Below are 25,205 nucleotides of genomic sequence, written 5' to 3'. Positions count from 1 at the left end.
TCGCCAACCGAGACACTGCCATCGCGAGCAAGCTTTGCTCCCACCGGCTCGCTCCCACAAGGGGCCTGCGTTGCATCTCGTTAAATCGCCACATCCATGAACCCTGGCGAGCGCGCCAGGGCAAACGGGCTGAACACTTGCCACTCGCGCTCGCCGCAAAACCGCCCCCTGACGAAAACCGATTCGGGGCCATCGAGATCATCCACCAGCGTCGGTTCCAGACTGTCCTGGGCGAAATGCTGCAGCCCGAGAACTTCGTCCACCAGCAATCCGGCGAACACTTCGTCGTGATCCACCACCAGTACCCGACGCTGCTTACGCACCGGCGACAGCTCATGACCGAAGAAACCGCACAGGTCCATCAACGGCAACAATCGCCCGCGCAGGTTAGCCACCCCACGAACCCACGGCTTGACCCCGGGCAAATGTGTGTGACGTGGTTCGTGCAGCACTTCGCTGACTTCGCCCATCGGCGCCACGTACCAATGCTCGCCCAACCGAAAGCCGATGCCGCTCCAGCCGGCGCGATGGGTCGGCTGGGAGGGCAGGTCCGCCCCCAGCAACCGGCAACGCCGATCGATCTGCAGCAGCAATTCGAATGCAGTCAGCGATTGGCTCATGGCTGCGCCGTCAACCCGCCAGCACTTTGTTCAGGGTCGCGATCAGGGTTTCTTCGTCCACCGGCTTGGTCAGGTAGTCCTTCGCGCCTTGGCGCGTACCCCAGACCTTGTCGGTGTCCTGGTCCTTGGTGGTGATGATGATCACCGGGATGTGGCCGGTGTCCGGGTCCTTGGTCAACTGGCGCGTGGCCTGGAAACCGTTGAGGCCGGGCATGACGATGTCCATCAGCACCGCATCGGGTTTTTCCTGGCGGGCCAGGGCCACGCCATCAGCGCCGTTCTCGGCCTTCAGGACCTGATGGCCGTGCTTTTCCAGCATGCCGGTCAGTTTGTACATTTCAGTCGGCGAATCATCGACGATCAGAATTCGTGCCATGGTGTTCCCCATTTTCTTGTCGACCCCAGGCCCGATGGCCGAGTGTCATTAATGTGCCTGGTGCGGCTGGACAGCGGCAAAGCCCGGGACATGGGCCTGTATCGCGCCCAGCAGTTCTTCCTTGCTGAACGGCTTGGTCAAAAACTGATCGGAACCGACGATGCGCCCCTTGGCCTTGTCGAACAACCCGTCCCGGGACGACAGCATGATCACCGGCGTGGCCTTGAACGCGCTGTTGTTCTTGATCAGGGCACAGGTCTGGTAGCCATCGAGGCGCGGCATCATGATGTCGACAAAAATGATGCCCGGATGATGGTCGGCGATCTTGGCCAGGGCATCGAAGCCGTCGATAGCCGTGATCACCTCGCAGCCCACGTTGCGCAGCAAGGTTTCGGCGGTGCGGCGGATGGTCTTCGAGTCGTCGATGACCATGACCTTCAAGGCGCTGGGTTGCTGCGTGAGATGCTCTGCCATTGCCACTGCGAACCGATTTTTAACGCGTAAGTGTGATCGACAGCGCAAACCCTTGATGTTCAAGGCCCGCACGTCACATGGCAGCCTTTTTAGCACAGTCTCCATCGCCGATCTATCGGCCGCTCGGCGCGGTGGTTTTTCCTTGACCGCCAATCTTCCGGGCGCCACTCTGACGCCACTTTTTCACGCCATATGTGCCCAATCAAATTTCGAGGAACCAAGCCATGAGCGTACGCGTCGGCATTGTCATGGACCCTATCGCCAGCATTTCCTATAAAAAGGATAGCTCGCTGGCCATGCTGCTGGCCGCTCAAAAGCGCGGCTGGGAACTGTTCTACATGGAGCAGCGCGACCTCTACCAGGCCGAAGGCCAGGCGCGGGCGCGGATGAAACCGCTGAAAGTCTTCGCCAACCCGCAAAAGTGGTTCGAACTGGGCGAAGAAAGCGACGCACTGCTGAGTGACCTGGACGTGATCCTGATGCGCAAGGATCCGCCGTTCGACATGGAGTTCGTGTATTCCACCTACCTGCTGGAACAGGCGGAAAACGCCGGCGTGCTGGTGGTCAACAAGCCCCAGAGCCTGCGCGACTGCAACGAAAAGCTGTTCGCCACGCTGTTCCCGCAATGCACGCCGCCGACCATCGTCAGCCGACGCCCGGACGTATTGCGCGAATTTGCCGACCATCACGGCGACGTGATCCTCAAGCCCCTGGACGGCATGGGCGGTTCCTCGATCTTCCGGCACACCGCCGGCCACCCGAACCTGTCGGTGATCCTGGAAACCCTGACCTTGCACGGCAAGCAGCAGATCATGATCCAGGGCTACCTGCCGGCCATCGTCGATGGTGACAAACGCATCCTGATGATCGACGGCGAGCCGGTGGACTATTGCCTGGCGCGTATTCCGGCAGCCGGCGAAACCCGCGGCAACCTGGCGGCCGGCGGGCGTGGCGAAGCCCGTCCGTTGACCGAGAAGGATCGCTGGATCGCCGCCCAGGTCGGCCCGACCCTGCGCGAGAAAGGCCTGCTGTTCGTGGGCCTGGACGTGATCGGCGAGCACCTGACGGAAATCAACGTCACCAGCCCGACGTGCATTCGCGAGATCGACAACGCCTTTGGCACGGACATCGGCGGCATGCTGATGGATGCCATCGATCAGAAGCTCAAGGCTCGTTGATCCAGATCTGCTGAAGGAAACCCACATTGCGTTATCATGCCCGGCCTGAAAAAAACGCGATGTTGGTTTCCTTGTCATGACACTTCCGTCCGATCTGCCCCTAGAGCTCGCCCATCGTGGCGTGCGCCCGGCTGATCGCCTCGGTTTTACCCTGTTCCTGGCGGCGCTGATCCACCTGGCCCTGCTGCTGGGCGTCGGGTTTGCCACGGTCGAGCCCAAGCAGATCAGCCAGACCCTGGAAATCACCCTGGCCACCTTCAAGAGCGAGACCAAGCCCAAGAAGGCCGATTTCCTCGCCCAGGAAAACCAGCAAGGCAGCGGCACCCTGGAAAAAAAGGCGATTCCCAAGACCACCGAGATCGCGCCGTTCCAGGACACCACGGTGCAGAAAGTCACCCCACCGCCAGCGGCCAAGCCCGAAGTGCAGGAGACCGCGCCCAAGGCCGCCGTGACCACCGTGGCACCAAAGCCGAAAAAAGCCCCGGCCAAGGAAGAGGTCAAGCCTGATCCCAAGCCCCAGGCCCCAGCACCGACTTTCGACAGCTCCCAGCTGTCCAGCGACATCGCCAGCCTGGAAGCCGAACTGGCCCAGGAGCAACAGCTGTACGCCAAGCGCCCGCGCATCCACCGCCTGAGCGCCGCCTCGACCATGCGCGACAAGGGCGCCTGGTACAAGGACGAATGGCGCAAGAAGGTCGAGCGCATCGGCAACCTCAACTACCCTGACGAAGCCCGGCGCAAACAGATCTACGGCAACCTGCGGCTAATGGTCTCGATCAACCGCGACGGCTCGTTGTACGAAGTGCTGGTGCTCGAATCCTCCGGCCAGCCACTGCTGGACCAGGCCGCCCAGCGAATCGTGCGCCTGGCCGCGCCGTTCGCACCGTTTACCGGCGATCTGTCGGACATCGACCGGCTGGAAATCATCCGCACCTGGAAATTCGCCCGGGGCGATCGCCTTTCCAGTAACTGACCCACCGCCAATCCCCTTGTGGGAGCGGGCTTGGTGGGAGCAAGGCTTGCCCGCGATGAAAACGCCGCGGTCTCTTGAGGACCGCAGCGCCTGGATCGCGAGCAAGCTTTGCTCCCACACAGCCCACATTTGATCGGTGTCGCCTTCCAGATCGAGGCATTTCCTGCACATCCCCAGCTTGTCAGTTCGGCCCTGCGCCGCCACACTAGCGCCTATGAAAAACGTCAGCCCCACCTACCTCAAGCATCACTTCCTGATCGCCATGCCGCACATGGCCGATCCGAACTTTGCCCATACCTTGACGTACATCGTCGAGCACACGGCCAATGGGGCCATGGGGCTGGTGATCAATCGCCCGCAGGAACTGAACCTGGCGGACATTCTTGAGCAGTTGCGCCCCGACGTTGAACCGCCGCTCTTGTGCCAGCACGTGCCAATTTTCATCGGCGGCCCGGTGCAGACCGACCGTGGCTTCGTACTCCACCCGTCGGGCCCCAAATACCAGGCCACCGTGGACCTGGACGGTGTGTCACTGTCCACCTCCCAGGACGTGCTGTTCGCCATCGCCGACGGCGTCGGCCCGGAAAAAAGCCTGATCGCCCTCGGCTATGCCGGCTGGGAACCTGGGCAACTGGAAGCCGAACTGGCCGATAACGCCTGGCTGACCTGCCCGTTCGACGCCGACATCCTGTTCAACACCAGCAGCGAACTGCGCCTGGAAGCGGCGGCCAGCCGGTTGGGGGTCAACCTCAGCCTGCTCACCAGCCAGGCAGGACACGCCTGATGGCCCTGCGCTTGTTGCTGGGCTTCGATTACGGCACCAAACAGATCGGCGTGGCGGTCGGCCAGGTCATCACCGGCCAGGCCCGCGAGTTGTGTACATTGAAGGCGCAGAACGGTGTTCCAGACTGGAACCAGGTCGAAGCGCTGATCAAGGAATGGAAACCCGATGCCGTGGTGGTCGGCCTGCCGCTGAACATGGACGGCACGCCCAGCGATATGTGCCTGCGCGCCGAAAAGTTCGCCCGCCGGCTCAATGGCCGCTTCAACCTGCCCTTCTATACCCATGACGAGCGCCTGACCACTTTCGAGGCCAAGGGCGAGCGCCTGGTGCGCGGTGGGCAGAAAGGCAGTTACCGCGACAACCCGGTGGACGCCATCGCCGCCGCCCTGCTGCTGCAAGGCTGGCTCGACGCGAACGCCGCCCTGTTCGAAACCTGATTTTTTACAAAGCGCCGCCAAGGCGCTTTCTTTTAGCGACAAACCGCGCCACCCACCACCGGCCCGGGAACCTGAAGGAGCCAGCATGAGCCTGCCCAATCCTGCCGAACTGATCAGCCAGATGGCGATTCGTCTCACGGCGCACCTGGAACAACGCGGCATCAGCGAACCGCGCTATATCGGCATTCGCACCGGTGGCGTCTGGGTCGCCCAGGCCTTGCTCGATGAACTGGGCAGCCAAGCGCCCCTGGGCACCCTGGACGTGTCGTTCTACCGCGACGACTTCAGCCAGAACGGCCTGCACCCACAAGTGCGCCCCTCGGCCCTGCCGTTCGAGATCGAAGGCCAGCACCTGGTCTTGATCGATGATGTACTGATGAGCGGCCGGACCATCCGCGCCGCCATGAACGAACTGTTCGACTACGGCCGCCCGGCCAGCGTGACGCTGGTGTGCCTGCTGGACCTGGACGCCGCCGAGTTGCCGATCCGGCCGAACGTGGTCGGTGCGACGCTGACGCTGGCCGCCCACGAGCGGGTCAAGCTCTCCGGCCCGTCGCCGCTGCAACTCGAACTGCAAGACCTTGCCCTTTAACTGCCCTTGTAAGAGTCCATCGCGATGACGCCTCTCGAAACCAAGCGCCCGCTGCAGCTCAACGATCAGGGCCAGCTGCGGCACTTCCTGTCCCTCGACGGCCTGCGCCGCGAGCTGCTGACGGAAATCCTCGACACTGCCGACTCATTCCTCGAAGTCGGTGCCCGGGCAGTGAAGAAAGTCCCGTTGCTGCGCGGCAAGACCGTGTGCAACGTGTTCTTCGAAAACTCCACCCGCACCCGCACCACCTTCGAACTGGCGGCCCAACGGCTGTCGGCGGACGTGATTACCCTGAACGTGTCCACGTCCTCGGCGAGCAAGGGCGAAACCCTGCTCGACACCCTGCGCAACCTTGAAGCCATGGCTGCCGACATGTTCGTCGTGCGCCACGGCGATTCCGGCGCGGCGCACTTCATTGCCGAACACGTGTGCCCGCAAGTGGCGATCATCAATGGCGGCGACGGCCGTCATGCCCACCCGACCCAGGGCATGCTGGACATGCTGACCATCCGTCGGCACAAGGGCAGTTTCGAGAACCTGTCGGTGGCCATCGTCGGCGACATCCTGCACTCGCGAGTGGCCCGCTCGAACATGCTGGCCCTCAAGACCCTCGGCTGCCCGGACATCCGCGTGATCGCGCCGAAAACCCTGCTGCCCATCGGCGTCGAGCAGTACGGCGTGAAGGTCTACACCGACATGACCGAAGGCCTCAAGGATGTGGACGTGGTGATCATGCTGCGCCTGCAACGTGAGCGCATGACCGGCGGCCTGCTGCCTAGCGAAGGCGAGTTCTACCGCCTGTTCGGCCTGACCACCGCCCGCCTGGCCGGGGCCAAGCCGGATGCCATCGTCATGCACCCGGGGCCGATCAACCGCGGCGTGGAGATCGAGTCGGCGGTGGCCGACGGGCCGCACTCGGTGATTCTCAACCAGGTGACCTACGGCATCGCCATCCGCATGGCCGTGCTGTCCATGGCCATGAGCGGGCAAACGGCCCAGCGCCAATTCGACCAGGAGAACGCCCAGTGAAGCTCAGCATTCTCGGCGCACGCGTGATCGATCCAGCCAGTGGCCTGGATCAAGTGACTGATATCCATATCGATGCCTGCAAGATCGTCGCCCTGGGCGCCGCGCCGGCCGGTTTCGTGGCGGTCGAGACCGTCGACGCCCAAGGCCTGGTGGCCGCCCCCGGCCTGGTGGACCTGAACGTCGCCCTGCGCGAACCGGGCTACAGCCGCAAAGGCAGCATCGTCAGCGAAACCCGTGCCGCTGCCGCCGGTGGCGTGACCAGCCTGTGCTGCCCGCCGCAGACCAAACCGGTGCTGGACACCTCGGCCGTGGCCGAACTGATCCTCGACCGCGCCCGCGAGGCCGGCAACACCAAGGTCTTCCCGATTGGCGCACTGAGCAAGGGCCTGGACGGCGAGCAACTGGCCGAGCTCATCGCCCTGCGCGACGCCGGTTGCGTGGCGTTTGGCAACGGCCTGAACAGTTTCCGCAATACCCGTACCCTGTGCCGCGCCCTGGAATACGCGGCGACCTTCGGCCTGACGGTGATCTTCAACTCCCAGGACCACGACCTGGCCGAAGGCGGCCTGGCCCACGAGGGCCCGACCGCCAGCTTCCTCGGCCTGCCGGGCATTCCGGAAACCGCCGAGACCGTAGCCTTGGCCCGGGATCTGCTGTTGGTGGAACAAAGCGGCGTGCGCGCCCACTTCAGCCAGTTGACCAGTGCTCGCGGCGCGGCGCTGATCGCCCAGGCCCAGGCCCGTGGCCTGCCGGTGACCGCCGATGTGGCACTGTACCAATTGATCCTGACCGACGAAGCGCTGATCGACTTCAACAGCGTCTACCACGTCCAGCCGCCGCTGCGCACCCGCGCCGACCGCGAGGGCTTGCGCGAGGCGGTGAAATCCGGGGTGATCTCGGCCATTTCCAGCCACCACCAGCCCCATGAGCGCGATGCCAAGCTGGCACCATTCGGCGCCACCGAGCCGGGTATCAGCAGCGTCGAACTGCTGCTGCCGCTGGCCCTGACACTGGTGGAAGACGGCTTGCTCGACCTGCCGACCTTGCTCGCACGCCTGAGCGCCGGCCCGGCCCAGGCGCTGCAATTGCCGGCAGGGAAACTGGCGGTTGGCGCGGCGGCGGACCTGGTGCTGTTCGACCCAGCCGCGTCCACCGTGGCCGGCGAAGCCTGGCGTTCCAAGGGTGACAACTGTCCGTTCCTGGGCCACAGCTTACCGGGTGTGGTGCGCTACACCTTGATGGATGGGCGGATCACCCACCAGGCCTGATACCGCGTCGCTCCTATCGCGAGCAGGCTCGCTCCCACAGAGGGATCTTCGGTGAACACATGATGTGTGAACACCTCGATCCAATGTGGGAGCGAGCCTGCTCGCGATGCAAGCGACTCGGTCTTACTGGAAAGCCCCCCGCTTCTGCGCATTCCGAATCGAAACCTGATCATTCAGGGTCCAGAAGTCATACAGCACCCCCAGGAAAAGCACCCCACCCGTCAGCAGGTAGATAATCCCGCTGAGCCACTTGCCCTGATACATCCGGTGTACGCCAAGCACCCCGAGAAACGTCAGCAGGATCCACGCCACGCTGTATTCGATAGGCCCTGGGGTGAAACGCAGGTCCGCTTCGCGATCCATGGCCGGGATCAGGAACAGGTCGATCAACCAACCAATGCCCAGCAGGCCGAAGGTGAAGAACCAGATCGTGCCCGTGACCGGCTTGCCGTAATAGAAACGGTGGGCCCCGGTGAAACCGAAAATCCACAGCAGATACCCGATGACTTTGCTGTGGGTATCGCGGATCGCATCCTGCTGATAGCTGTTCATGAATGGCCTCTTTTGCCTCGATAGATAAATTTTTTCGGATTTTTTGTGACTTTTTTGTGTCTCGCCGACAAGCGGTCCTGAGCAACTTTGAACCAAGGAAACCCCCGTGGTGTCGGGGTTCTGTCGGACAATCGGGTCAATTTGTCACAATCATGCGGGGTTGGCGCCAAGTTTCGAATCGACAAACGGCCTCGGAACAGCGAAAAAAGCTGTTATAAAGTTGCGCGCTAACCTTTAAGAGCCCTGCCTAATGCGTCCATTTTTCAAGACATGGCTAACCATTTGCCTATTATTGCCACTGGCCGCCCACGCCACCAATCGTGAGCAACGTCTTCCCAACGTCAACGGCTACACCCCGAAATCCCATGTTTCTGCTTCCTTGAGCAAGAACAAGCCAAGCGCCCAGCGCTTGAGCACGGCCAACAGCAAGCTGGTTCCGCCGATGGCGACCAAAGCAAGCAGCAACGTGCTGAGTCGCGCCGTGAATGTACTCGGCACACCTTATCGTTGGGGCGGCAGTAGCCCAAGTAAAGGCTTCGATTGCAGCGGCTTGGTGAAATACGCCTTCAACGACGCCACCTTCGACCTGCCACGCACCTCCAATGCGATGGCTGCCGGTCATGGCGAGAAAGTCGAACGCAAGGATCTCAAGCCCGGCGACCTGATTTTCTTCAAGCTCAAGAGCCGCCGAGTCAATCACGTGGCCATCTACCTGGGCAACGACCGTTTCATCCACGCTCCGCGCCGTGGCAAGTCGGTGACTATCGACACGCTGAACAAGCCGTACTGGGACACCCATTACGTGGTGGCCAAGCGGGTTCTGCCGAAGGAGCCGGGGGCGATGCGCGTGGTTCAGCGCTGATCTGAAGCCTACATGGCTCTTTTGTGGCGAGGGAGCTTGCTCCCGCTGGGCCGCGAAGCGGACCCAAAATGATGAGGCCCACAGAGATCATTGGTCAGTTTGGGGCGGCTGCGCCACCCAGCGGGAGCAAGCTCCCTCGCCACAGGGCTACACCACCTCCCCCGCTAGAAGTTATCCGGCGAACGCGCCCGTTCCCGCGCATGTTCGCGGCTGATCAAGCCTTTGTTCACCAAATCCTTCAAACACATATCCAGCGTCTGCATCCCCAGTGAACCACCGGTCTGGATGGCCGAGTACATCTGCGCCACCTTGTCCTCGCGGATCAGGTTCCGGATCGCCGAGGTGCCCAGCATGATTTCATGCGCCGCGATCCGGCCGCCGCCGATCTTCTTGACCAGCGTCTGGGAAATCACCGCCTGCAACGATTCCGACAACATCGAGCGAACCATGGACTTCTCGTCACCGGGGAACACGTCCACCACTCGGTCAATGGTCTTGGCCGCCGATGTGGTGTGCAGTGTGCCGAACACCAGATGCCCGGTTTCCGCGGCGGTCAGCGCCAGGCGGATGGTCTCCAGGTCACGCATCTCCCCTACCAGGATCACGTCCGGATCCTCCCGCAGGGCCGATCGCAGGGCCGTGGAGAACCCCTGAGTGTCGCGGTGCACCTCGCGCTGGTTGATCAGGCACTTGCGCGGTTCGTGAACGAACTCGATAGGGTCTTCAATGGTGAGGATGTGATGGTGCTTGTGGCTGTTCAAATGGTCGATCATGGCCGCCAGGGTGGTGGACTTGCCCGAACCGGTCGGCCCGGTCACCAACACCAGCCCGCGCGGCGCCTCGGTCACTTTGCGAAACACCTCGCCCATCCCCAGGTCCTCCATGGTCAGGACTTTCGACGGAATGGTCCGGAATACCGCCCCCGCGCCGCGATTCTGGTTGAAGGCGTTGACCCGGAACCGCGCCACACCCGGCACGTCGAAGGAAAAGTCGGTCTCCAGAAACTTTTCGTAATCTACTCGTTGCCGGTCGTTCATGATGTCGTAGATCAGTTCATGGACCTGCTTGTGGTCCAGCGCCGGCAGGTTGATGCGCCGCACATCGCCATCGACGCGGATCATCGGCGGCAACCCGGCGGACAGGTGCAGGTCCGACGCCCCCTGTTTGGCGCTGAACGCCAGCAGTTCAGTGATATCCATAGCGCTCCTCAATTCCAGTAGAATGCCGCGAACCTCAGACCCGCTGGCGCTTCTTTATGTCCACGATAGCAGACAACATCGCTCAGGTTAGATCGCGTATCCGCGCTGCGGAGCAGGCCGCCCAACGTGCCGAACACAGTGTCCAGCTGCTGGCCGTAAGCAAGACCAAGCCCGCCCAGGCCCTGCGCGAAGCTTATGCCGCGGGCCTGCGGGACTTCGGCGAGAATTATCTGCAAGAGGCCCTGGGCAAACAGGTCGAACTGACCGACCTGCCCTTGATCTGGCACTTCATCGGCCCCATTCAATCGAACAAGACGCGTGCTATCGCCGAACACTTCGACTGGGTGCATTCCGTGGATCGCTTGAAAATTGCACAGCGCCTGTCCGAGCAACGCCCGGCCGAGTTGCCGCCGCTGAACATCTGCATCCAGGTCAATGTCAGCGGTGAAGCCAGCAAGTCCGGCTGCACCCCGGCAGACCTGCCCGCCCTGGCCAGCGCCATCAGCGCCTTGCCGCGCTTGAAGCTGCGTGGGCTGATGGCGATTCCCGAGCCCACCGAAGAGCGCGCCGCCCAGGACGCAGCCTTCGCCGCCGTTCAAAACTTGCAAACCAGCCTGGAGCTGCCGCTGGACACCCTTTCCATGGGCATGAGCCACGACCTTGAGTCGGCCATCGCCCAGGGCGCCACCTGGGTGCGCATCGGAACCGCCCTGTTCGGCGCCCGCGACTACGGTCAATCCTGAACCATGGCCGACTCATCTCTTTATAAGGACCTGTCATGAGCAACACGCGTATTGCCTTCATCGGCGCCGGCAACATGGCCGCCAGCCTGATCGGCGGCCTGCGGGCCAAGGGCCTGGACGCTTCCCTGATCCGCGCCAGCGATCCGGGTGAAGAGACCCGCAACCGAGTGAGCACCGAACACGGCATCGAAACCTTCGCCGACAACGCCCAGGCCGTCGACGGTGCGGACGTCGTCGTGCTGGCGGTCAAGCCACAGGCGATGAAAACCGTGTGCGAGGCCCTGCGCCCCAGCCTCAAGCCCCAGCAACTGGTGGTGTCGATTGCCGCTGGCATCACCTGCGCCAGTATGAACAACTGGCTCGGCGAACAGCCGATCGTACGCTGCATGCCCAACACCCCGGCGCTGCTGCGCCAGGGCGTCAGCGGCCTGTTCGCCACGGCCCAGGTGTCCACCGCACAACGGCAACAGGCCGAGGAGCTGCTGTCAGCCGTCGGCCTGGCGCTGTGGCTGGACACCGAACAGCAACTGGACGCCGTCACCGCCGTCTCCGGCTCGGGCCCGGCGTACTTCTTCCTGCTGATCGAAGCCATGACCGCCGCCGGCGAGAAACTCGGCCTGCCCCGGGATATCGCCGCGCAGCTGACCTTGCAGACCGCATTGGGGGCCGCGCACATGGCCGTGTCCAGCGACGTCGATGCGGCCGAGCTGCGCCGCCGCGTGACCTCGCCGGCCGGCACCACCGAAGCGGCCATCAAATCATTCCAGGCCGGGGGCTTCGAAGCCCTGGTGGAAAAAGCACTCGGCGCCGCCGCGCACCGCTCGGCCGAGATGGCCGAACAACTGGGCCAATAAGGAGCCATTCATGATTGGATTGAACACCGCAGCGGTCTATGTGCTGCAAACCCTCGGCAGCCTGTATCTGCTGATCGTGCTGATGCGTTTCGTACTGCAACTGGTGCGCGCCAACTTCTACAACCCGCTGTGCCAGTTCGTCGTCAAGGCTACCCAGCCGCTGCTCAAGCCTTTGCGCCGGATCATCCCCAGCCTGTTCGGCCTGGACATGTCGTCGCTGGTGCTGGCGATCCTCGTGCAACTGGCGCTGATGGCCCTGACCCTGCTGCTGACCTACGGCACCACCGGCAACCCGCTGCAACTGCTGATCTGGTCGATCATCGGCGTGACCGCGCTGTTCCTGAAGATTTTCTTCTTCGCCATGATCATCAGCGTGATCCTGTCGTGGGTCGCTCCGGGCAGCCACAATCCGGGCGCCGAGCTGGTCAACCAGATCTGCGAGCCGGCCCTGGCGCCGTTCCGTCGTATCGTGCCGAACCTTGGCGGCCTGGACATTTCGCCGATCCTGGCGTTCATGGTGCTCAAGCTGATCGACATGTTGGTGATCAACAACCTGGCAGCGATGACCATGATGCCGGAAATCCTGCGCCTGCTGATCTGACCCGGTGAGCTACTTTCGCTGGGACGGCGACGACCTGATCCTGGAATGTCACCTGCAACCGGCAGCCCGCAGCGATGACTTCGCCGGGCTGCACGGTGACCGCCTGAAGATCCGCCTCACCGCCCCGCCGGTCGAGGGCAAGGCCAATGCCTACCTGATGGCATTCCTGGCCAAGGCGTTTGGCGTGTCCAAGAGCCAGGTCAGCCTGATCAGCGGCGAATTGAACCGACAGAAGCGGGTGCGGATTCATTCGCCGAAGAAGCTGCCGGAGCTGCCAGGCCTGACACGGGCCTGATCGGTTAGCGCCGATCTTGTGGCGAGGGGACTTATCCCCGCTGGGCTATCCGTCGCCTCGGCGTGTCTGGCGGATCGCATTAGCTGTGTTGGGGCTGCTACGCAGCCCAACGGGGATAAATCCCCTCGCCACACTTAAATCGCCCAGCCGCGCCTTTGCTTGCCGCCTGCCACAGCGGTCTTTAGACTTACGCCTCATTTCAACGCGAGCAGGGTCGATGCCAACTGCCTTTCCCCCCGATTCCGTTGGTCTGGTGACGCCGCAAATGGCGCATTTCAGCGAGCCCCTGGCCCTGGCCTGCGGCCGTTCGTTGCCGGCCTATGACCTGATCTACGAAACCTACGGCACCCTCAATGCCACGGCGAGCAATGCCGTGCTGATTTGCCACGCCTTGTCGGGGCATCACCACGCCGCCGGCTACCACAGCGTCGACGACCGCAAACCCGGCTGGTGGGACAGTTGCATCGGCCCGGGCAAGCCCATCGACACCAGCAAATTCTTCGTAGTCAGCCTGAACAACCTCGGCGGCTGCAACGGCTCCACCGGCCCCAGCAGCCTCAACCCGGACACCGGCAAGCCCTTCGGCGCCGATTTTCCAGTGCTGACGGTGGAAGACTGGGTCCACAGCCAGGCGCGCCTGGCCGATCGCCTCGGCATCGCCCAGTGGGCAGCCGTGATCGGCGGCAGCCTGGGGGGCATGCAGGCCTTGCAGTGGACCATCACCTACCCGGACCGCGTGCGCCATTGCCTGGCAATCGCCTCGGCACCCAAGCTGTCGGCGCAGAACATCGCCTTCAACGAAGTGGCGCGCCAGGCGATCCTCACCGACCCTGAATTCCACGGCGGCTCGTTCCAGGAACACGGCGTGATCCCCAAGCGCGGGTTGATGCTGGCGCGGATGGTCGGGCACATCACCTACCTGTCCGACGACTCCATGGGCGAAAAATTCGGCCGTGGCCTCAAGAGCGAAAAGCTCAACTACGACTTCCACAGCGTCGAGTTCCAGGTCGAGAGCTACCTGCGCTATCAGGGTGAAGAGTTCTCCGGGCGCTTCGACGCCAACACCTACCTGTTGATGACCAAGGCACTGGACTACTTCGATCCGGCAGCGAACTTCGACGATAACCTGGCAAAAACCTTCGCCAATGCCACCGCCAAGTTCTGCGTGATGTCGTTCACCACTGACTGGCGCTTCTCCCCGGCGCGCTCCCGGGAGCTGGTGGACGCGCTGATGGCCGCGCGCAAGGACGTCTGCTACCTGGAAATCGACGCGCCCCAGGGCCACGACGCCTTTTTGATCCCGATCCCGCGCTACCTGCAGGCGTTCGGCAACTACATGAACCGTATAACGCTGTGAGGACGCCATGAGAGCCGATCTGGAAATCATCCAGGAATGGATCCCCGCCGGCAGCCGCGTGCTTGACCTGGGCTGCGGCAACGGCGAACTGCTGACCTGGCTGCGGGACAACAAGCAAGTCAGCGGCTACGGCCTGGAAAACGACCCGGACAACATCGCCGAGTGCGTCGCCAAGGGCATCAACGTCATCGAGCAGGACCTGGACAAGGGCCTGGGCAACTTCGCCAGCAACAGCTTCGACATCGTGGTCATGACCCAGGCCCTGCAAGCGGTGCACTACCCGGACAAGATCCTCGACGAAATGCTGCGGGTCGGGCGCCAGTGCATCATCACCTTCCCCAACTTCGGGCATTGGCGTTGCCGCTGGTACCTGGCGAGCAAGGGGCGCATGCCGGTCTCGGAGTTCCTGCCCTACACCTGGTACAACACGCCGAACATCCACTTCTGCACTTTCGCCGACTTCGAGGCGCTGTGCCGCGAACGCGAAGCCAAGGTCATCGATCGCCTGGCCGTGGACCAGCAGCACCGCCACGGGTGGGCCAGCAAGCTATGGCCTAATCTGTTAGGTGAGATAGGCATCTATAGGGTCAGTAGTCCGGGCCTTACCGATTACCAGGTCGCGGTGTGAGCCCCGGCCTCACCAGGAGCACGACATGAAACGTCTAGGGTTGTTTCTCATCACCGCTTGCCTGAGCGTTGGCGCCATGGCCGCCGACGTTATCAAAGGCGAGCGCAAGGAAGTGTTCGGTGATATCACCGTGCACTACAACACCTTCAACTCCACCTTCCTGACGCCGGAGATCGCCAAGAATGCCGAGCTGATCCGCAGCAAGCAACAGGGCGTGATCAACGTCTCGGTGCTCAAGGCCGGCGTGCCCTTGAGCGCCCAGGTCAGTGGCACGGTGAAAGACCTCACCAGCCAGAGCATCCCGCTGCAATTCAAGCAGGTGACCGAACAAGGCGCGATCTACTACATCGCCCAGTACCCGGTGCCCCAGCAGGAAACCCGCACCTTCGAGATCAAGGTGCAAACCGGCGACAAGATCAACACCATCAACTTCAACCAGGAACTGTTCCCGGGCCAATGATCAACTTCACCCAACTCGTACTGGCCAGCCACAACGCCGGCAAACTCAAGGAACTGCAGGCCATGCTCGGCGGCTCGGTGCAGTTGCGCTCGATTGGCGAGTTCAGCCAGGTGGAACCGGAAGAGACCGGTCTGTCGTTCGTCGAGAACGCCATCCTCAAGGCCCGCAATGCCGCCCGCATCTCGGGCCTGCCGGCGCTGGCCGACGATTCCGGGCTGGCAGTGGACTTCCTCGGCGGCGCGCCGGGCATTTATTCGGCCCGTTACGCGGACGGCAAAGGGGACGCGGCGAACAACGCCAAGCTGCTCGAAGCCCTCAAGGACGTGCCCGAAGCCGAGCGCGGCGCGCAGTTCGTGTGCGTGCTGGCCCTGGTGCGCCATGCCGATGACCCGTTGCCGATCCTCTGCGAAGGCTTGTGGCACGGGCGCATTCTCACCGAAGCCAGCGGCGAGCACGGTTTTGGCTATGACCCGTTGTTCTGGGTGCCGGAGCGTAATTGCTCCAGCGCCGAGCTGGGGCCGGTGGAAAAGAACCAACTGAGCCACCGCGCCCGCGCCATGGCCCTGCTGCGTCAACGCCTGGGCCTGCGATGATCGATGATGCTCCGGCACCGCTGATTCACGGCGGTGCACAAACGCCTCGGGCGCCGCTGCCGGTGCTGCCGCCCCTGGCGTTGTACGTGCACATCCCGTGGTGCGTGCGCAAATGTCCGTATTGCGACTTCAACTCCCACACCGCCAGCCCGCAATTGCCGGAAGAAGAGTACGTCGACGCCCTGCTGGCCGACCTCGACCAGGATCTGCATGCGGTCTATGGTCGACCGTTGAGCTCGATCTTTTTCGGTGGCGGCACCCCGAGCCTGTTCAGTGCCCAGGCCCTGGGCCGGTTGCTCAAGGGCGTCGAAGCACGCATTCCCTTCGCCCAGGACATTGAAATCACCCTGGAAGCCAATCCCGGCACCTTCGAGCAGGAAAAATTCGTCGCTTACCGGGCCTTGGGCATCAATCGCCTGTCCATCGGCATCCAGAGCTTCCAGCAGGCCAAGCTCGAGGCCTTGGGCCGGATCCACAACGGTGACGAGGCGGTGCGCGCCGCCGGCATGGCTCGCCAGGCCGGTTTCGACAACTTCAACCTCGACCTGATGCACGGCTTGCCCGACCAATCCCTCGACGACGCCTTGAGCGACCTGCGCCAGGCCATCGCCTTGAAGCCGACTCACCTGTCCTGGTACCAGTTGACGCTGGAGCCGAACACGGTGTTCTGGAACCAGCCGCCAACATTGCCCGAAGACGACACGTTGTGGGACATCCAGGAAGCCGGACAAGCCCTGCTGGCCGAGCACGGCTACGCCCAGTACGAAGTCTCGGCCTACGCCCAACCCGGTCGGGCGGCGCGGCATAACCTCAATTACTGGAGCTTCGGCGACTTCATTGGCATCGGCGCCGGCGCCCATGGCAAGCTCAGCCATCCGGACGGGCGCATCGTACGCACCTGGAAGACGCGCCTGCCCAAGGATTACCTCAACCCGGCCAAACGCTTCCTGGCGGGCGAGAAAACCCTGGCCAACGAAGAGCTGCCATTCGAGTTCCTGATGAACGCCCTGCGCTTGACCGCAGGCGTGGAATCGCGGCTGTACCCGGAGCGCACCGGGCTGCCCCTGCAAAGCCTGGCCGAAGGCCGGCGCGAGGCCGAACAAAGCGGGTTGTTGCAGGTCGAACCGGAACGTCTGGCAGCCACCGAGCGCGGACAGCTGTTTCTCAATGACTTGCTGCAGAAATTTCTGAGCTGATCAACACAAGGAAATCGAATGGATCTGGTACTCGACCTGCTGGCCACCGTGTCCCGCTGGAGCCGCAGCAACCTGTCAGAAATCTCCCTGGCATTGGTAGGCTGCCTGCTGGTGCTGTTTGGTGCCGACATCAAGGGCTGGGTCGAACAACGCCTGGGCAGCATCGCCGGCGCCTTGCGCGTTCCACTGATCGCCCTGCTGTGCATGATCGGCAGCGGCGCGGCACTGATCTACGCCACGCCATGGGTCGTCCGAGGTTTGAGCCAGTTCAACAACTACAGCCTGGCGCCGGTGTTGTTGGTGGTGCTGGTGTTGATTGGTGTCGTGGCGGATCGGCGCTGACCCCACAGACACCAGAAAACAAATGTGGGAGCGGGCTTCTGTGGGAGCAAAGCTTGCTCGCGATGCAGGCAACTCGGGGTTGAAGTGGGTACCGAGGTGCTGCTATCGCGGGCAAGCCTTGCTCCCACAAAGCCTTGCTCCCACAGTTTTTACCGCGTGATGCTTACGCCACCTTCTCGAACTTCAAATCCCAAACCCCATGCCCAAGCCGTTCACCACGGCGTTCGAACTTGGTGATCGGCCGTTCGGCCGGGCGTGGCACGCACTTGCCGTCTTCGGCCAGGTTGCGGTAGCCCGGGGCGACATTCATCACTTCCAGCATGTATTCGGCATAGGGTTCCCAGTCGGTGGCCATGTGCAGCACACCGCCGACCTTCAACTTGCTGCGCACCAGTTCAGCGAACGATGCCTGGACGATACGACGCTTGTGATGGCGACTCTTGTGCCATGGGTCCGGGAAGAACAGCATCAGCCGATCGAGGCTGTTGTCAGCCACGCAGCGGTTGAGCACTTCGATGGCGTCGCAATCGTAGACCCGCAGGTTGGTCAGCCCTTGGGTCAGCACGCCATTGAGCAGCGCACCGACGCCGGGGCGGTGGACTTCCACACCAATGAAATCCTGTTCAGGCGAAGCTGCGGCCATCTCCAGCAACGAATGGCCCATGCCGAAGCCGATTTCCAGCGAGCGCGGGGCCGAGCGGCCGAACACCTGGTCAAAATCCACCGGGGCATCGGCAAGCGGCAGGACAAACAGCGGCGCGCCCTGCTCCAGGCCGCGCTGCTGGCCCTCGGTCATGCGCCCGGCGCGCATCACAAAACTCTTGATGCGCCGGTGTTGGCGCTCTTCGCCTTCTTCCGGCAGGACCGGCGTGTCGTTCGATTCAGTCATCAATGGCTCTTACTTGATCAGACCATCCAGCGGCGAGGAGGCGCTGGCGTAGAGTTTTTTCGGCATGCGACCGGCCAGGTACGCCAGGCGCCCGGCGACAATCGCGTGTTTCATGGCTTCGGCCATCAGGATCGGTTGTTGGGCGTGGGCGATGGCGGAGTTCATCAGCACCGCTTCGCAACCCAGCTCCATGGCGATGGTGGCATCGGAAGCGGTACCGACACCGGCATCCACCAACACCGGGATCTTCGCTTCTTCAAGGATGATCTGCAGGTTGTACGGGTTGCAGATCCCCAGGCCCGTGCCGATCAGGCCGGCCAGCGGCATGACCGCGATGCAGCCGATTTCCGCCAGTTGACGGGCGATGATCGGGTCATCGCTGGTGTAGACCATCACGTCGAAACCTTCCTTGACCAGGGTTTCGGCGGCCTTGAGGGTCTCGATCACGTTGGGGAACAGGGTTTTCTGGTCCGCCAGCACTTCCAGTTTCACCAGGTTGTGGCCATCGAGCAGCTCACGGGCCAGGCGACAGGTGCGCACGGCCTCGATGGCGTCGAAGCAACCGGCGGTGTTCGGCAGGATGGTGTAGCGATCCGGCGGCAGGATATCCAGCAGGTTCGGTTCGCCCGGGTTCTGGCCGATGTTGGTGCGGCGCACGGCGACGGTTACGATTTCGGCGCCCGAGGCCTCGATAGCCAGGCGGGTTTCTTCCATGTCACGGTATTTGCCGGTGCCTACCAGCAAGCGCGACTGGTAGGTACGACCGGCCAGGACGAAGGGCTTGTCGCTACGAACGATGCTCATGGGAAATCCTCTGTTGGGGTGAGGTTCTTGCGAAATGCTGCGAAACCGAAGCGACTAGCCGCCGCCGATGGCATGGACCACTTCGACCGAATCGCCATCGTTCAACGTGGTTTCGGCGTGCTGGCTGCGCGGGACGATATCCAGATTGAGCTCCACCGCGACGCGACGTCCGGCAAGTTCCAGACGGGTCAGCAGGGCCGCGACGGTCTCACCGTCGGGCAGATCAAGGGGTTCGCCGTTCAACTGAATGCGCATGCCGGATGCCGCCATCATTTTTAGGGGCTGGCATTCTAGCCCGATCAGTCTGGGTGACCCAAGCCATTCGTCATGAAATGGACTGCCCGGTCAGCCCAGCCGCCAGGCGGCAAGCCCCAGGCACAGCCAGCCGATCAGGAACGCCACGCCGCCAAACGGCGTGATGATGCCCAGCTTGCTGATGCCTGTGAGGGTCAGCAGGTACAGGCTGCCGGAGAACAACAGGATGCCCACCACAAAGGAAACCCCGGCCCAGGTGACGATGCGCCCGGGGATGTGCGTGGCCAGCAGCGCGACGCCCAGCAGGGCCAGGGTGTGCACCAGTTGATAGGTGACGCCCGTGTGGAAAATCGCCAGGTAATCGGCGCTCAGGCGATTTTTCAGGCCGTGGGCGGCAAACGCCCCCAGTGCCACGCCTGTGAAGCCGAAAAAAGCAGCCAGCATCAGAAAGCTACGCAGCATGAGAACTCCAATCAGACTCGGGGGACAGGGTCTGTATAATGGCCCGCTCGACGGGTTCGGCCAAGCCATCTCTATGCTGCGTTTATTGTTTCGACGATTCCTTAAAGCCCTGCTCTGGTTCGCCGTCGGCAGCGTTGTGCTCGTGCTGCTGTTTCGCGTGGTGCCGCCACCGTTCACCGCGCTGATGATCGAGCGCAAGGTCGAATCCTGGTTCGGTGGCGAACCGATTGACCTGCAACGCACCTGGCAGCCTTGGGACCGGATCTCCGATAGCCTGAAGGTCGCGGTGATTGCCGGTGAAGACCAGAAATTCCCCGAGCACTGGGGGTTCGACATCGGCGCGATCCAGGCCGCGTTCGCCCACAATGGGCGTGGCGGTTCGATTCGCGGTGCCAGCACCCTCAGCCAGCAAGTGTCCAAGAACCTGTTCCTGTGGTCGGGTCGCAGTTGGCTGCGCAAAGGGCTGGAGGCCTGGTTCACTGGGCTGATCGAAGTGTTCTGGCCCAAGCAGCGGATCCTGGAGGTGTACCTCAACAGCGTCGAGTGGGATGACGGTGTGTTCGGGGCCGAAGCGGCAGCACGACATCATTTTCGCGTAAGCGCCGACGCCTTGTCCCGGCAACAGGCAAGCCTGCTGGCGGCGGTATTGCCCAACCCGCGGGTGTGGAACGCCAGCCGGCCGAGCCCTTATGTACTGCGGCGGGCAAGTTGGATTCGCCAGCAGATGAGCCAGTTGGGGGGGCGACAGCTATTTGCTGGAGCTCAATAATTCGCGGCGAGCGCCTTGGACCCAATAACCAAGACACTGGAGACCCCTTGTGGGAGCGAGCCTGCTCGCGATGACAATAGCTCATTCGACATCTTCATCGACTGAGCCAACGCAATCGCGAGCAGGCTCGCTCCCACAAGGAGACCTGCGTCGGGTCCGAGAGTGAGCACAAACAAAAACGCCCCAATCATCTCTGATCGGGGCGTTTTTTTATGGCCGCTATCGCAGTCAGGCGGCGATCGACACCTTGAGCTTGTTCATCGCGCTTTTCTCAAGCTGGCGAATCCGCTCGGCCGATACGTTGTACTTCTGCGCCAGGTCGTGCAGCGTGGCTTTTTCCTCGGCCAGCCAACGCTGGTAAAGGATGTCGCGACTGCGTTCGTCCAGCACTTCCAGGGCTTCGTGCAGGTTGGTGTTGGAGTTGTCGCTCCAGTCGGCGTCTTCCAGTTGACGCGCCGGGTCGTACCGGTGGTCTTCCAGGTAGTTGGCCGGCGATTGGAAAGCGCTGTCGTCGTCCGCTTCGGCGGCCGGGTCGAAGGCCATGTCATGGCCGGTCAGGCGGCTTTCCATCTCGCGTACTTCCCGAGGCTCTACGCCCAGGCTTTCGGCTACACGGTGGACTTCTTCGTTGTTCAGCCAGGCCAGGCGTTTCTTCTGGCTGCGCAGGTTGAAGAACAGCTTGCGCTGGGCCTTGGTGGTCGCGACTTTCACGATGCGCCAGTTACGCAGGATGAACTCGTGGATTTCCGCCTTGATCCAGTGCACGGCAAACGACACCAGGCGCACACCCATTTCCGGGTTGAAACGCTTGACCGCCTTCATCAGGCCAACGTTGCCTTCCTGGATCAGGTCGGCCTGGGCCAGCCCGTAGCCGGAATAGCTGCGGGCGATATGTACGACAAAACGCAGGTGGGCGAGCACCATCTGCCGAGCCGCCTCAAGATCCTGCTCATAATAGAGACTCTCGGCCAGTTCACGCTCCTGCTCGGGCGTCAGCAAAGGAATGCTGTTCACCGTGTGCACATAAGCCTCCAGGTTCGCACCCGGGACCAGAGCATAAGCAGGTTGCAAAGAAGTGGTCATACGAAAAAACCTCCGACTCACATAACTCGTGCAGTTCAGCACTGCGAAAATTGACCGGGAACCATAGGACAAGTTCCCACAAAAACTGAAAGGTCAATACGCGCAAAAAACCTATTTTGGCGCAAGCTCACGCAAGTGGCGTGCTACCGCAATCCATGCACCGATATAACCCAACAGCACCGCGCCAAGCAAGAGCGACAGACCGTCGGCGACTGGCACTCCGGCCAGCGAAAAATCACTGCCGTACAAACCGGCCAGCCCCACTACCGCGTCATTCAGCCAATCCAGGCCGAACGCCAATACACCCCAGGACAGAATCCCGGCACCGAAGCCATACAACGCGCCCATATAAAGGAAGGGCCTGCGTACATAACTGTCCGTACCGCCGACGAGTTTAATCACTTCTATCTCGGTGCGGCGGTTTTCAATATGAAGACGAATGGTATTGCCTATCACCAAAAGTAATGCAGAAACCAGCAGCACCGTCAGACCGAAGACAAACCGGTCGCCGAGCTTGAGGATCGCCGCAAGACGCTCGACCCAGACTAGATCAAGTTGCGCCTGTTGTACCTTCGGCAACTCGGAAAGTCTTTGTCTTAATGCTTCAAGAGTCGACTTGTCGACCTCGTTCGGCGTCACCAGCACCACGCCCGGCAGCGGGTTCTCCGGCAGTTCCTTGAGGGCTTCGCCCAGGCCGGACTGCTGCTGGAATTCTTCAAGCGCCTGTTCGCGTCCGATGTATTCGGCATCGGCCACGCCCGGCATGGCCTTGATCTGCTCACGCAACGCCTGGCCTTCGCCGGGACTCGCGTCCATCTGCAGGTACAGGGAAATCTGCGCCGCACGCTGCCAGGAACCGCCCAGGCGCTCCACATTACTGAGCAATAATGACAGGCCCATGGGCAGGCTCAGGGCCACCGCCATCACCATGCAGGTAAAGAAGCTGCCAATGGGCTGCTTGCCCAGGCGCCGCAGGCTGTCCAGCAGGCTGGCGCGATGGCTTTCGATCCAGGCGCGCAGCAGCGTGGCGAAGTCCGGGCCGTCGTCATCGTCGCGTTTTTTCTTCTGCGGCTGCGGATCGGAAGCTTTCGGGGCTACGCGTTCGGCCACTTTCGGGCTGCGAGTCGCACTCATACGCCAGCCTCCCCGTCACCGATCAATCGACCGCGCTGCAAGGTAAGCATGCGGTGACGCATGCGCGCGATCAACGCCAGGTCGTGACTGGCGATCAGCACACTGGTGCCCAGGCGGTTGATGTCTTCGAATACGCCCATGATCTCCGCCGCCAGGCGCGGGTCGAGGTTACCGGTGGGTTCGTCCGCCAGCAGCAAGGCCGGCCGATGGACGATGGCGCGGGCGATGCCTACGCGCTGTTGCTGGCCGGTGGACAGGTCGCCCGGGTACAGGTCGGTCTTGTCCGACAGGGCCACACGCTCCAGGGCCGAGTCCACGCGCTTGATGATCTCGGCCTTGGACAGGCCCAGGATCTGCAATGGCAACGCCACGTTGTTGAACACGGTGCGATCGAACAGCAACTGGTGATTCTGGAATACCACGCCGATCTGCCGGCGCAGGTAGGGAATCTGGGCATTGCTGATGGTGCTCAGGTCCTGGCCGGCCAGCAGCAGTTTGCCGGTGGAGGGCCGCTCCATCGCCAGCAGCAGGCGCAGCAAGGTGCTTTTACCGGCGCCGGAATGGCCGGTGACAAACAGAAACTCGCCGCGACGGACCCGAAAGCTCAGCTCATGCAAGCCGACGTGACCGTTCGGATAGCGTTTACCGACCTGTTCGAAACGAATCATGAATGCTCCCGCTCGGCAAACAGCGCCTGGACAAAGGGCTCGGCTTCAAAAGTGCGCAAATCGTCGATGCCTTCACCCACGCCAATGTAGCGAATTGGCAGGCCAAACTGCTTGGCCAGGGCGAAAATGACCCCGCCCTTGGCGGTGCCGTCGAGTTTGGTCAGGGCCAGCCCGGTCAGTTCGACAGTCTGGTTGAACTGCTTGGCCTGGTTGATGGCGTTCTGGCCGGTACCGGCGTCCAGCACCAGCAACACTTCGTGGGGTGCGTCGGCGTCGAGCTTGCCGATCACCCGGCGAACCTTCTTCAGTTCTTCCATCAGGTTGTCTTTGGTGTGCAGGCGACCGGCCGTGTCGGCGATCAGCACATCGATGCCACGGGCCTTGGCCGCTTGCACGGCGTCGAAGATCACCGAAGCGGAGTCGGCGCCGGTGTGCTGGGCGATCACCGGGATCTTGTTGCGTTCGCCCCACACTTGCAGCTGTTCGACCGCGGCGGCGCGGAAGGTGTCGCCGGCGGCGAGCATGACTTTCTTGCCTTCGAGCTGCAGCTTCTTGGCCAGTTTGCCGATGGTGGTGGTCTTGCCGGCACCGTTGACGCCGACGACCAGGATCACGAACGGCTTGTTCTGCGAGGCAATCACCAGCGGCTTTTCCACCGGTTGGAGCAGGCTGGTCAGCTCACCTTGCAGGGACTTATACAGCGCATCGGCGTCGGTCAGCTGTTTACGCGCGACCTTCTGGGTCAGGCTCTGGATGATCACCGAGGTGGCCTCGACACCGACATCGGCGGTCAGCAGGCGGGTCTCGATGTCTTCGAGCAATTCGTCATCGATGACTTTCTTGCCCAGGAACAGGCTGGCCATGCCTTCGCCGATGCTGGCGCTGGTCTTGGACAGGCCCTGCTTGAGACGGGCGAAGAAGCCAACCTTGCTTTCCTCGGCAGCACGGACGGGCTCGACTGGAGCAGGCGGTTGCGGCTCAGGCGCAGCGGGCGTAACCACAGGCACAATGGCTGCGACCGTCGGCTCGACGACTGGCGCCTCGACAGCCTGTGTCGGGGCCGGAATCGGCGGGGTGACGTGGGGGGCCTGCGCGTCTTCGACCAGCGCAACCGGCTCTTCGGCCACTGGCAAGGTCAGCCAGGGGGTGTGCCCGGCAGGCGGGGTGAGCGGCTGTTCGGTCACCGGTTCAGGCGCGAGTTCAGGTTCAGGCTCGACCGGTTGCAGCACCGGCTCGGCAATCGGCAGGACAATGGGCGCGGCCTCTTCGGCCACTGCCTCGGCGGCGGGCTCAGCCAGCGCTTGTGGCTGCTCGACGACGGTTTCCTGCGGCTTCTTGCGCAGCCATCCGAACAGGCCTTTTTTCTCGCCAGCCTCAGCTGGGGTCTTCTTGTCGTCGTTGGAACCAAACATGGAGGACGGCTATCTCACGGTAGCGACGCGCCACGAAGGCGCCTCGGTGATAAATATTCAATGCTGAACAGACTGCGTTTCATCCAGCTTGTTCACGCGCAACATTTTGTCGAAGCGTCCCGAGGACACCTCAAAGTCGATTTTTTCGAAGGACTGGTACGGCATCATCGGCGAAAACGCCGGGATCAACAGGCAATCCCGAGGCTTCTCCGAGGAACCCAAACAGCCAGGGGTCGATAAAAGACCCGATAGGCGTGGCCGCCAGTAAAACGGATCAGTATCCTAGCACCTCCTCGCCCGCTGAGGCTAAGGCCAA

Annotated in this window: 31 protein-coding genes and 1 pseudogene; 19 read left to right on the top strand and 13 right to left on the bottom strand. The window is 62.4% G+C overall.

All coding sequences use genetic code 11. From position 1 onward, the window contains the following. Positions 1-80 precede the first annotated feature (80 nt). The 3 genes from GN234_RS20300 to pilG are packed head-to-tail and all read right to left on the bottom strand — an operon-like array spanning position 81 to position 1,470. Complete coding sequence (locus GN234_RS20300; RefSeq protein WP_109752378.1) at positions 81-620, bottom strand: chemotaxis protein CheW; 540 nt, start codon at positions 618-620, stop codon at positions 81-83. A gap of 10 nt (positions 621-630) precedes the next feature. Continuing rightward, positions 631-996 carry a twitching motility response regulator PilH gene (pilH, locus tag GN234_RS20295; RefSeq protein WP_058544375.1) on the bottom strand — a complete coding sequence of 122 codons (366 nt, stop codon included), beginning with the start codon at positions 994-996 and terminating at the stop codon, positions 631-633. A 48-nt stretch (positions 997-1,044) separates the two neighbouring features. Next, positions 1,045-1,470 carry a twitching motility response regulator PilG gene (gene pilG / locus GN234_RS20290; protein WP_109752380.1) on the bottom strand — a complete coding sequence of 142 codons (426 nt, stop codon included), beginning with the start codon at positions 1,468-1,470 and terminating at the stop codon, positions 1,045-1,047. Between the two features lie 224 nt (positions 1,471-1,694). Between pilG and gshB the strand changes: the two genes are divergently transcribed. The 7 genes from gshB to GN234_RS20255 all read left to right on the top strand — a co-directional run bounded on the left by gshB (position 1,695) and on the right by GN234_RS20255 (position 7,731). Next, the gene (gene gshB, locus GN234_RS20285) at positions 1,695-2,648 is read left to right on the top strand and encodes a glutathione synthase (protein WP_116833657.1); all 954 of its coding nucleotides are present in this window, start codon (positions 1,695-1,697) and stop codon (positions 2,646-2,648) included. A gap of 76 nt (positions 2,649-2,724) precedes the next feature. Beyond that, positions 2,725-3,621: an energy transducer TonB gene (locus tag GN234_RS20280; RefSeq protein WP_109752384.1), complete on the top strand. Its 897-nt coding sequence runs from the start codon at positions 2,725-2,727 to the stop codon at positions 3,619-3,621. A 214-nt stretch (positions 3,622-3,835) separates the two neighbouring features. Continuing rightward, on the top strand, positions 3,836-4,405 hold the full coding sequence (locus tag GN234_RS20275; RefSeq protein ID WP_018609528.1) for a YqgE/AlgH family protein: 570 nt from the start codon (positions 3,836-3,838) through the stop codon (positions 4,403-4,405). Further along, positions 4,405-4,842: a Holliday junction resolvase RuvX gene (ruvX, locus tag GN234_RS20270; protein ID WP_109752386.1), complete on the top strand. Its 438-nt coding sequence runs from the start codon at positions 4,405-4,407 to the stop codon at positions 4,840-4,842. Before GN234_RS20275 ends, ruvX begins: the two co-directional genes overlap by 1 nt. Positions 4,843-4,927: 85 nt before the next feature. Continuing rightward, complete coding sequence (pyrR, locus tag GN234_RS20265) at positions 4,928-5,434, top strand: bifunctional pyr operon transcriptional regulator/uracil phosphoribosyltransferase PyrR (protein ID WP_109752388.1); 507 nt, start codon at positions 4,928-4,930, stop codon at positions 5,432-5,434. Positions 5,435-5,458: 24 nt separating this feature from the next. Continuing rightward, on the top strand, positions 5,459-6,463 hold the full coding sequence (locus tag GN234_RS20260) for an aspartate carbamoyltransferase catalytic subunit (RefSeq protein WP_003177495.1): 1,005 nt from the start codon (positions 5,459-5,461) through the stop codon (positions 6,461-6,463). Further along, a complete protein-coding gene (locus GN234_RS20255; RefSeq protein WP_109752389.1) occupies positions 6,460-7,731 on the top strand; it encodes a dihydroorotase in 1,272 nt (423 codons plus the stop codon). Before GN234_RS20260 ends, GN234_RS20255 begins: the two co-directional genes overlap by 4 nt. Before the next feature lie 123 nt (positions 7,732-7,854). Here the strand turns inward: GN234_RS20255 and GN234_RS20250 are convergent, their stop codons facing one another. After that, on the bottom strand, positions 7,855-8,283 hold the full coding sequence (locus GN234_RS20250) for an NINE protein (RefSeq protein ID WP_176688969.1): 429 nt from the start codon (positions 8,281-8,283) through the stop codon (positions 7,855-7,857). Positions 8,284-8,533: 250 nt separating this feature from the next. Here GN234_RS20250 and GN234_RS20245 point away from each other — a divergent pair, with 250 nt between their 5' ends. After that, complete coding sequence (locus GN234_RS20245; protein ID WP_109752391.1) at positions 8,534-9,145, top strand: C40 family peptidase; 612 nt, start codon at positions 8,534-8,536, stop codon at positions 9,143-9,145. Between the two features lie 164 nt (positions 9,146-9,309). On the opposite strand, the gene GN234_RS20240 is transcribed toward GN234_RS20245, so the two are convergent. Next, positions 9,310-10,344: a type IV pilus twitching motility protein PilT gene (locus GN234_RS20240; RefSeq protein ID WP_109752393.1), complete on the bottom strand. Its 1,035-nt coding sequence runs from the start codon at positions 10,342-10,344 to the stop codon at positions 9,310-9,312. 56 nt (positions 10,345-10,400) lie between these two features. Here GN234_RS20240 and GN234_RS20235 point away from each other — a divergent pair, with 56 nt between their 5' ends. The 10 genes from GN234_RS20235 (at position 10,401) to GN234_RS20190 (ending at position 17,413) form a co-directional block, all read left to right on the top strand. Next, positions 10,401-11,087, top strand: a complete 687-nt coding sequence (locus tag GN234_RS20235) for a YggS family pyridoxal phosphate-dependent enzyme (protein ID WP_109752395.1) — start codon at positions 10,401-10,403, stop codon at positions 11,085-11,087. Positions 11,088-11,122: 35 nt separating this feature from the next. Continuing rightward, on the top strand, positions 11,123-11,941 hold the full coding sequence (proC, locus tag GN234_RS20230) for a pyrroline-5-carboxylate reductase (protein WP_109752397.1): 819 nt from the start codon (positions 11,123-11,125) through the stop codon (positions 11,939-11,941). Between the two features lie 10 nt (positions 11,942-11,951). Continuing rightward, entirely contained in the window at positions 11,952-12,542 is a 591-nt protein-coding gene (locus GN234_RS20225) for a YggT family protein (protein ID WP_109752399.1), read from the top strand. Positions 12,543-12,546: 4 nt separating this feature from the next. Beyond that, a complete protein-coding gene (locus GN234_RS20220; RefSeq protein WP_116833661.1) occupies positions 12,547-12,837 on the top strand; it encodes a DUF167 domain-containing protein in 291 nt (96 codons plus the stop codon). A 217-nt stretch (positions 12,838-13,054) separates the two neighbouring features. Continuing rightward, positions 13,055-14,194 (top strand): homoserine O-succinyltransferase MetX, encoded by a 1,140-nt coding sequence (gene metX / locus GN234_RS20215; RefSeq protein WP_109752403.1) that lies wholly within the window; start codon positions 13,055-13,057, stop codon positions 14,192-14,194. A gap of 7 nt (positions 14,195-14,201) precedes the next feature. Beyond that, positions 14,202-14,822, top strand: a complete 621-nt coding sequence (gene metW / locus GN234_RS20210; RefSeq protein ID WP_109752405.1) for a methionine biosynthesis protein MetW — start codon at positions 14,202-14,204, stop codon at positions 14,820-14,822. A gap of 25 nt (positions 14,823-14,847) precedes the next feature. Beyond that, positions 14,848-15,282, top strand: coding sequence for a DUF4426 domain-containing protein (locus tag GN234_RS20205; RefSeq protein WP_176688968.1), 435 nt, complete (start codon positions 14,848-14,850; stop codon positions 15,280-15,282). After that, positions 15,279-15,875 carry an RdgB/HAM1 family non-canonical purine NTP pyrophosphatase gene (gene rdgB / locus GN234_RS20200; protein WP_109752409.1) on the top strand — a complete coding sequence of 199 codons (597 nt, stop codon included), beginning with the start codon at positions 15,279-15,281 and terminating at the stop codon, positions 15,873-15,875. The genes GN234_RS20205 and rdgB overlap by 4 nt, the downstream gene beginning before the upstream one ends. Beyond that, on the top strand, positions 15,872-17,071 hold the full coding sequence (gene hemW / locus GN234_RS20195; protein WP_233459479.1) for a radical SAM family heme chaperone HemW: 1,200 nt from the start codon (positions 15,872-15,874) through the stop codon (positions 17,069-17,071). The genes rdgB and hemW overlap by 4 nt, the downstream gene beginning before the upstream one ends. Positions 17,072-17,089: 18 nt before the next feature. Next, entirely contained in the window at positions 17,090-17,413 is a 324-nt protein-coding gene (locus GN234_RS20190; RefSeq protein WP_003177482.1) for a DUF3392 domain-containing protein, read from the top strand. A gap of 163 nt (positions 17,414-17,576) precedes the next feature. On the opposite strand, the gene trmB is transcribed toward GN234_RS20190, so the two are convergent. The 4 genes from trmB to GN234_RS20170 form a co-directional block, all read right to left on the bottom strand. Next, a complete protein-coding gene (gene trmB, locus GN234_RS20185; RefSeq protein WP_014340682.1) occupies positions 17,577-18,302 on the bottom strand; it encodes a tRNA (guanosine(46)-N7)-methyltransferase TrmB in 726 nt (241 codons plus the stop codon). Positions 18,303-18,311: 9 nt separating this feature from the next. Further along, positions 18,312-19,106, bottom strand: a complete 795-nt coding sequence (locus GN234_RS20180; RefSeq protein ID WP_003177480.1) for a thiazole synthase — start codon at positions 19,104-19,106, stop codon at positions 18,312-18,314. A 54-nt stretch (positions 19,107-19,160) separates the two neighbouring features. Further along, on the bottom strand, positions 19,161-19,361 hold the full coding sequence (gene thiS / locus GN234_RS20175) for a sulfur carrier protein ThiS (RefSeq protein WP_162893874.1): 201 nt from the start codon (positions 19,359-19,361) through the stop codon (positions 19,161-19,163). A gap of 90 nt (positions 19,362-19,451) precedes the next feature. Then, positions 19,452-19,823 (bottom strand): DUF423 domain-containing protein, encoded by a 372-nt coding sequence (locus tag GN234_RS20170; protein ID WP_109752415.1) that lies wholly within the window; start codon positions 19,821-19,823, stop codon positions 19,452-19,454. A 73-nt stretch (positions 19,824-19,896) separates the two neighbouring features. On the opposite strand from GN234_RS20170, the pseudogene mtgA reads away from it, so the two are divergent. Next, positions 19,897-20,620: pseudogene (mtgA, locus tag GN234_RS20165) on the top strand (monofunctional biosynthetic peptidoglycan transglycosylase). Positions 20,621-20,820: 200 nt separating this feature from the next. Here the strand turns inward: mtgA and rpoH are convergent. The 4 genes from rpoH to ftsY all read right to left on the bottom strand — a co-directional run bounded on the left by rpoH (position 20,821) and on the right by ftsY (position 24,889). Then, positions 20,821-21,675, bottom strand: a complete 855-nt coding sequence (gene rpoH / locus GN234_RS20160; protein WP_003177476.1) for an RNA polymerase sigma factor RpoH — start codon at positions 21,673-21,675, stop codon at positions 20,821-20,823. 111 nt (positions 21,676-21,786) lie between these two features. Then, positions 21,787-22,809: a permease-like cell division protein FtsX gene (gene ftsX, locus GN234_RS20155; protein ID WP_109752418.1), complete on the bottom strand. Its 1,023-nt coding sequence runs from the start codon at positions 22,807-22,809 to the stop codon at positions 21,787-21,789. Further along, positions 22,806-23,477 carry a cell division ATP-binding protein FtsE gene (ftsE, locus tag GN234_RS20150; protein WP_003177474.1) on the bottom strand — a complete coding sequence of 224 codons (672 nt, stop codon included), beginning with the start codon at positions 23,475-23,477 and terminating at the stop codon, positions 22,806-22,808. Before ftsE ends, ftsX begins: the two co-directional genes overlap by 4 nt. Beyond that, complete coding sequence (gene ftsY / locus GN234_RS20145; protein ID WP_176688966.1) at positions 23,474-24,889, bottom strand: signal recognition particle-docking protein FtsY; 1,416 nt, start codon at positions 24,887-24,889, stop codon at positions 23,474-23,476. The genes ftsE and ftsY overlap by 4 nt, the downstream gene beginning before the upstream one ends. Positions 24,890-25,205: the final 316 nt, after the last annotated feature.

It is taken from the genome of Pseudomonas bijieensis (assembly GCF_013347965.1).
GTDB lineage: Bacteria > Pseudomonadota > Gammaproteobacteria > Pseudomonadales > Pseudomonadaceae > Aquipseudomonas > Aquipseudomonas bijieensis.
This window is presented reverse-complemented; position numbering and strand designations above follow the sequence as displayed.

Bases quoted from the DNA above. Each gene is read 5' to 3' on its own strand.
- GN234_RS20300 (WP_109752378.1), bottom strand. From the start codon at position 620: ATGAGCCAATCGCTGACTGCATTCGAATTGCTGCTGCAGATCGATCGG.
- pilH (WP_058544375.1), bottom strand. From the start codon at position 996: ATGGCACGAATTCTGATCGTCGATGATTCGCCGACTGAAATGTACAAA.
- pilG (WP_109752380.1), bottom strand. From the start codon at position 1,470: ATGGCAGAGCATCTCACGCAGCAACCCAGCGCCTTGAAGGTCATGGTC.
- gshB (WP_116833657.1), top strand. From the start codon at position 1,695: ATGAGCGTACGCGTCGGCATTGTCATGGACCCTATCGCCAGCATTTCC.
- GN234_RS20280 (WP_109752384.1), top strand. From the start codon at position 2,725: ATGACACTTCCGTCCGATCTGCCCCTAGAGCTCGCCCATCGTGGCGTG.
- GN234_RS20275 (WP_018609528.1), top strand. From the start codon at position 3,836: ATGAAAAACGTCAGCCCCACCTACCTCAAGCATCACTTCCTGATCGCC.
- ruvX (WP_109752386.1), top strand. From the start codon at position 4,405: ATGGCCCTGCGCTTGTTGCTGGGCTTCGATTACGGCACCAAACAGATC.
- pyrR (WP_109752388.1), top strand. From the start codon at position 4,928: ATGAGCCTGCCCAATCCTGCCGAACTGATCAGCCAGATGGCGATTCGT.
- GN234_RS20260 (WP_003177495.1), top strand. From the start codon at position 5,459: ATGACGCCTCTCGAAACCAAGCGCCCGCTGCAGCTCAACGATCAGGGC.
- GN234_RS20250 (WP_176688969.1), bottom strand. From the start codon at position 8,283: ATGAACAGCTATCAGCAGGATGCGATCCGCGATACCCACAGCAAAGTC.
- GN234_RS20245 (WP_109752391.1), top strand. From the start codon at position 8,534: ATGCGTCCATTTTTCAAGACATGGCTAACCATTTGCCTATTATTGCCA.
- GN234_RS20240 (WP_109752393.1), bottom strand. From the start codon at position 10,344: ATGGATATCACTGAACTGCTGGCGTTCAGCGCCAAACAGGGGGCGTCG.
- GN234_RS20235 (WP_109752395.1), top strand. From the start codon at position 10,401: ATGTCCACGATAGCAGACAACATCGCTCAGGTTAGATCGCGTATCCGC.
- proC (WP_109752397.1), top strand. From the start codon at position 11,123: ATGAGCAACACGCGTATTGCCTTCATCGGCGCCGGCAACATGGCCGCC.
- GN234_RS20225 (WP_109752399.1), top strand. From the start codon at position 11,952: ATGATTGGATTGAACACCGCAGCGGTCTATGTGCTGCAAACCCTCGGC.
- metX (WP_109752403.1), top strand. From the start codon at position 13,055: ATGCCAACTGCCTTTCCCCCCGATTCCGTTGGTCTGGTGACGCCGCAA.
- metW (WP_109752405.1), top strand. From the start codon at position 14,202: ATGAGAGCCGATCTGGAAATCATCCAGGAATGGATCCCCGCCGGCAGC.
- GN234_RS20205 (WP_176688968.1), top strand. From the start codon at position 14,848: ATGAAACGTCTAGGGTTGTTTCTCATCACCGCTTGCCTGAGCGTTGGC.
- rdgB (WP_109752409.1), top strand. From the start codon at position 15,279: ATGATCAACTTCACCCAACTCGTACTGGCCAGCCACAACGCCGGCAAA.
- hemW (WP_233459479.1), top strand. From the start codon at position 15,872: ATGATCGATGATGCTCCGGCACCGCTGATTCACGGCGGTGCACAAACG.
- GN234_RS20190 (WP_003177482.1), top strand. From the start codon at position 17,090: ATGGATCTGGTACTCGACCTGCTGGCCACCGTGTCCCGCTGGAGCCGC.
- trmB (WP_014340682.1), bottom strand. From the start codon at position 18,302: ATGACTGAATCGAACGACACGCCGGTCCTGCCGGAAGAAGGCGAAGAG.
- GN234_RS20180 (WP_003177480.1), bottom strand. From the start codon at position 19,106: ATGAGCATCGTTCGTAGCGACAAGCCCTTCGTCCTGGCCGGTCGTACC.
- thiS (WP_162893874.1), bottom strand. From the start codon at position 19,361: ATGCGCATTCAGTTGAACGGCGAACCCCTTGATCTGCCCGACGGTGAG.
- GN234_RS20170 (WP_109752415.1), bottom strand. From the start codon at position 19,823: ATGCTGCGTAGCTTTCTGATGCTGGCTGCTTTTTTCGGCTTCACAGGC.
- rpoH (WP_003177476.1), bottom strand. From the start codon at position 21,675: ATGACCACTTCTTTGCAACCTGCTTATGCTCTGGTCCCGGGTGCGAAC.
- ftsX (WP_109752418.1), bottom strand. From the start codon at position 22,809: ATGAGTGCGACTCGCAGCCCGAAAGTGGCCGAACGCGTAGCCCCGAAA.
- ftsE (WP_003177474.1), bottom strand. From the start codon at position 23,477: ATGATTCGTTTCGAACAGGTCGGTAAACGCTATCCGAACGGTCACGTC.
- ftsY (WP_176688966.1), bottom strand. From the start codon at position 24,889: ATGTTTGGTTCCAACGACGACAAGAAGACCCCAGCTGAGGCTGGCGAG.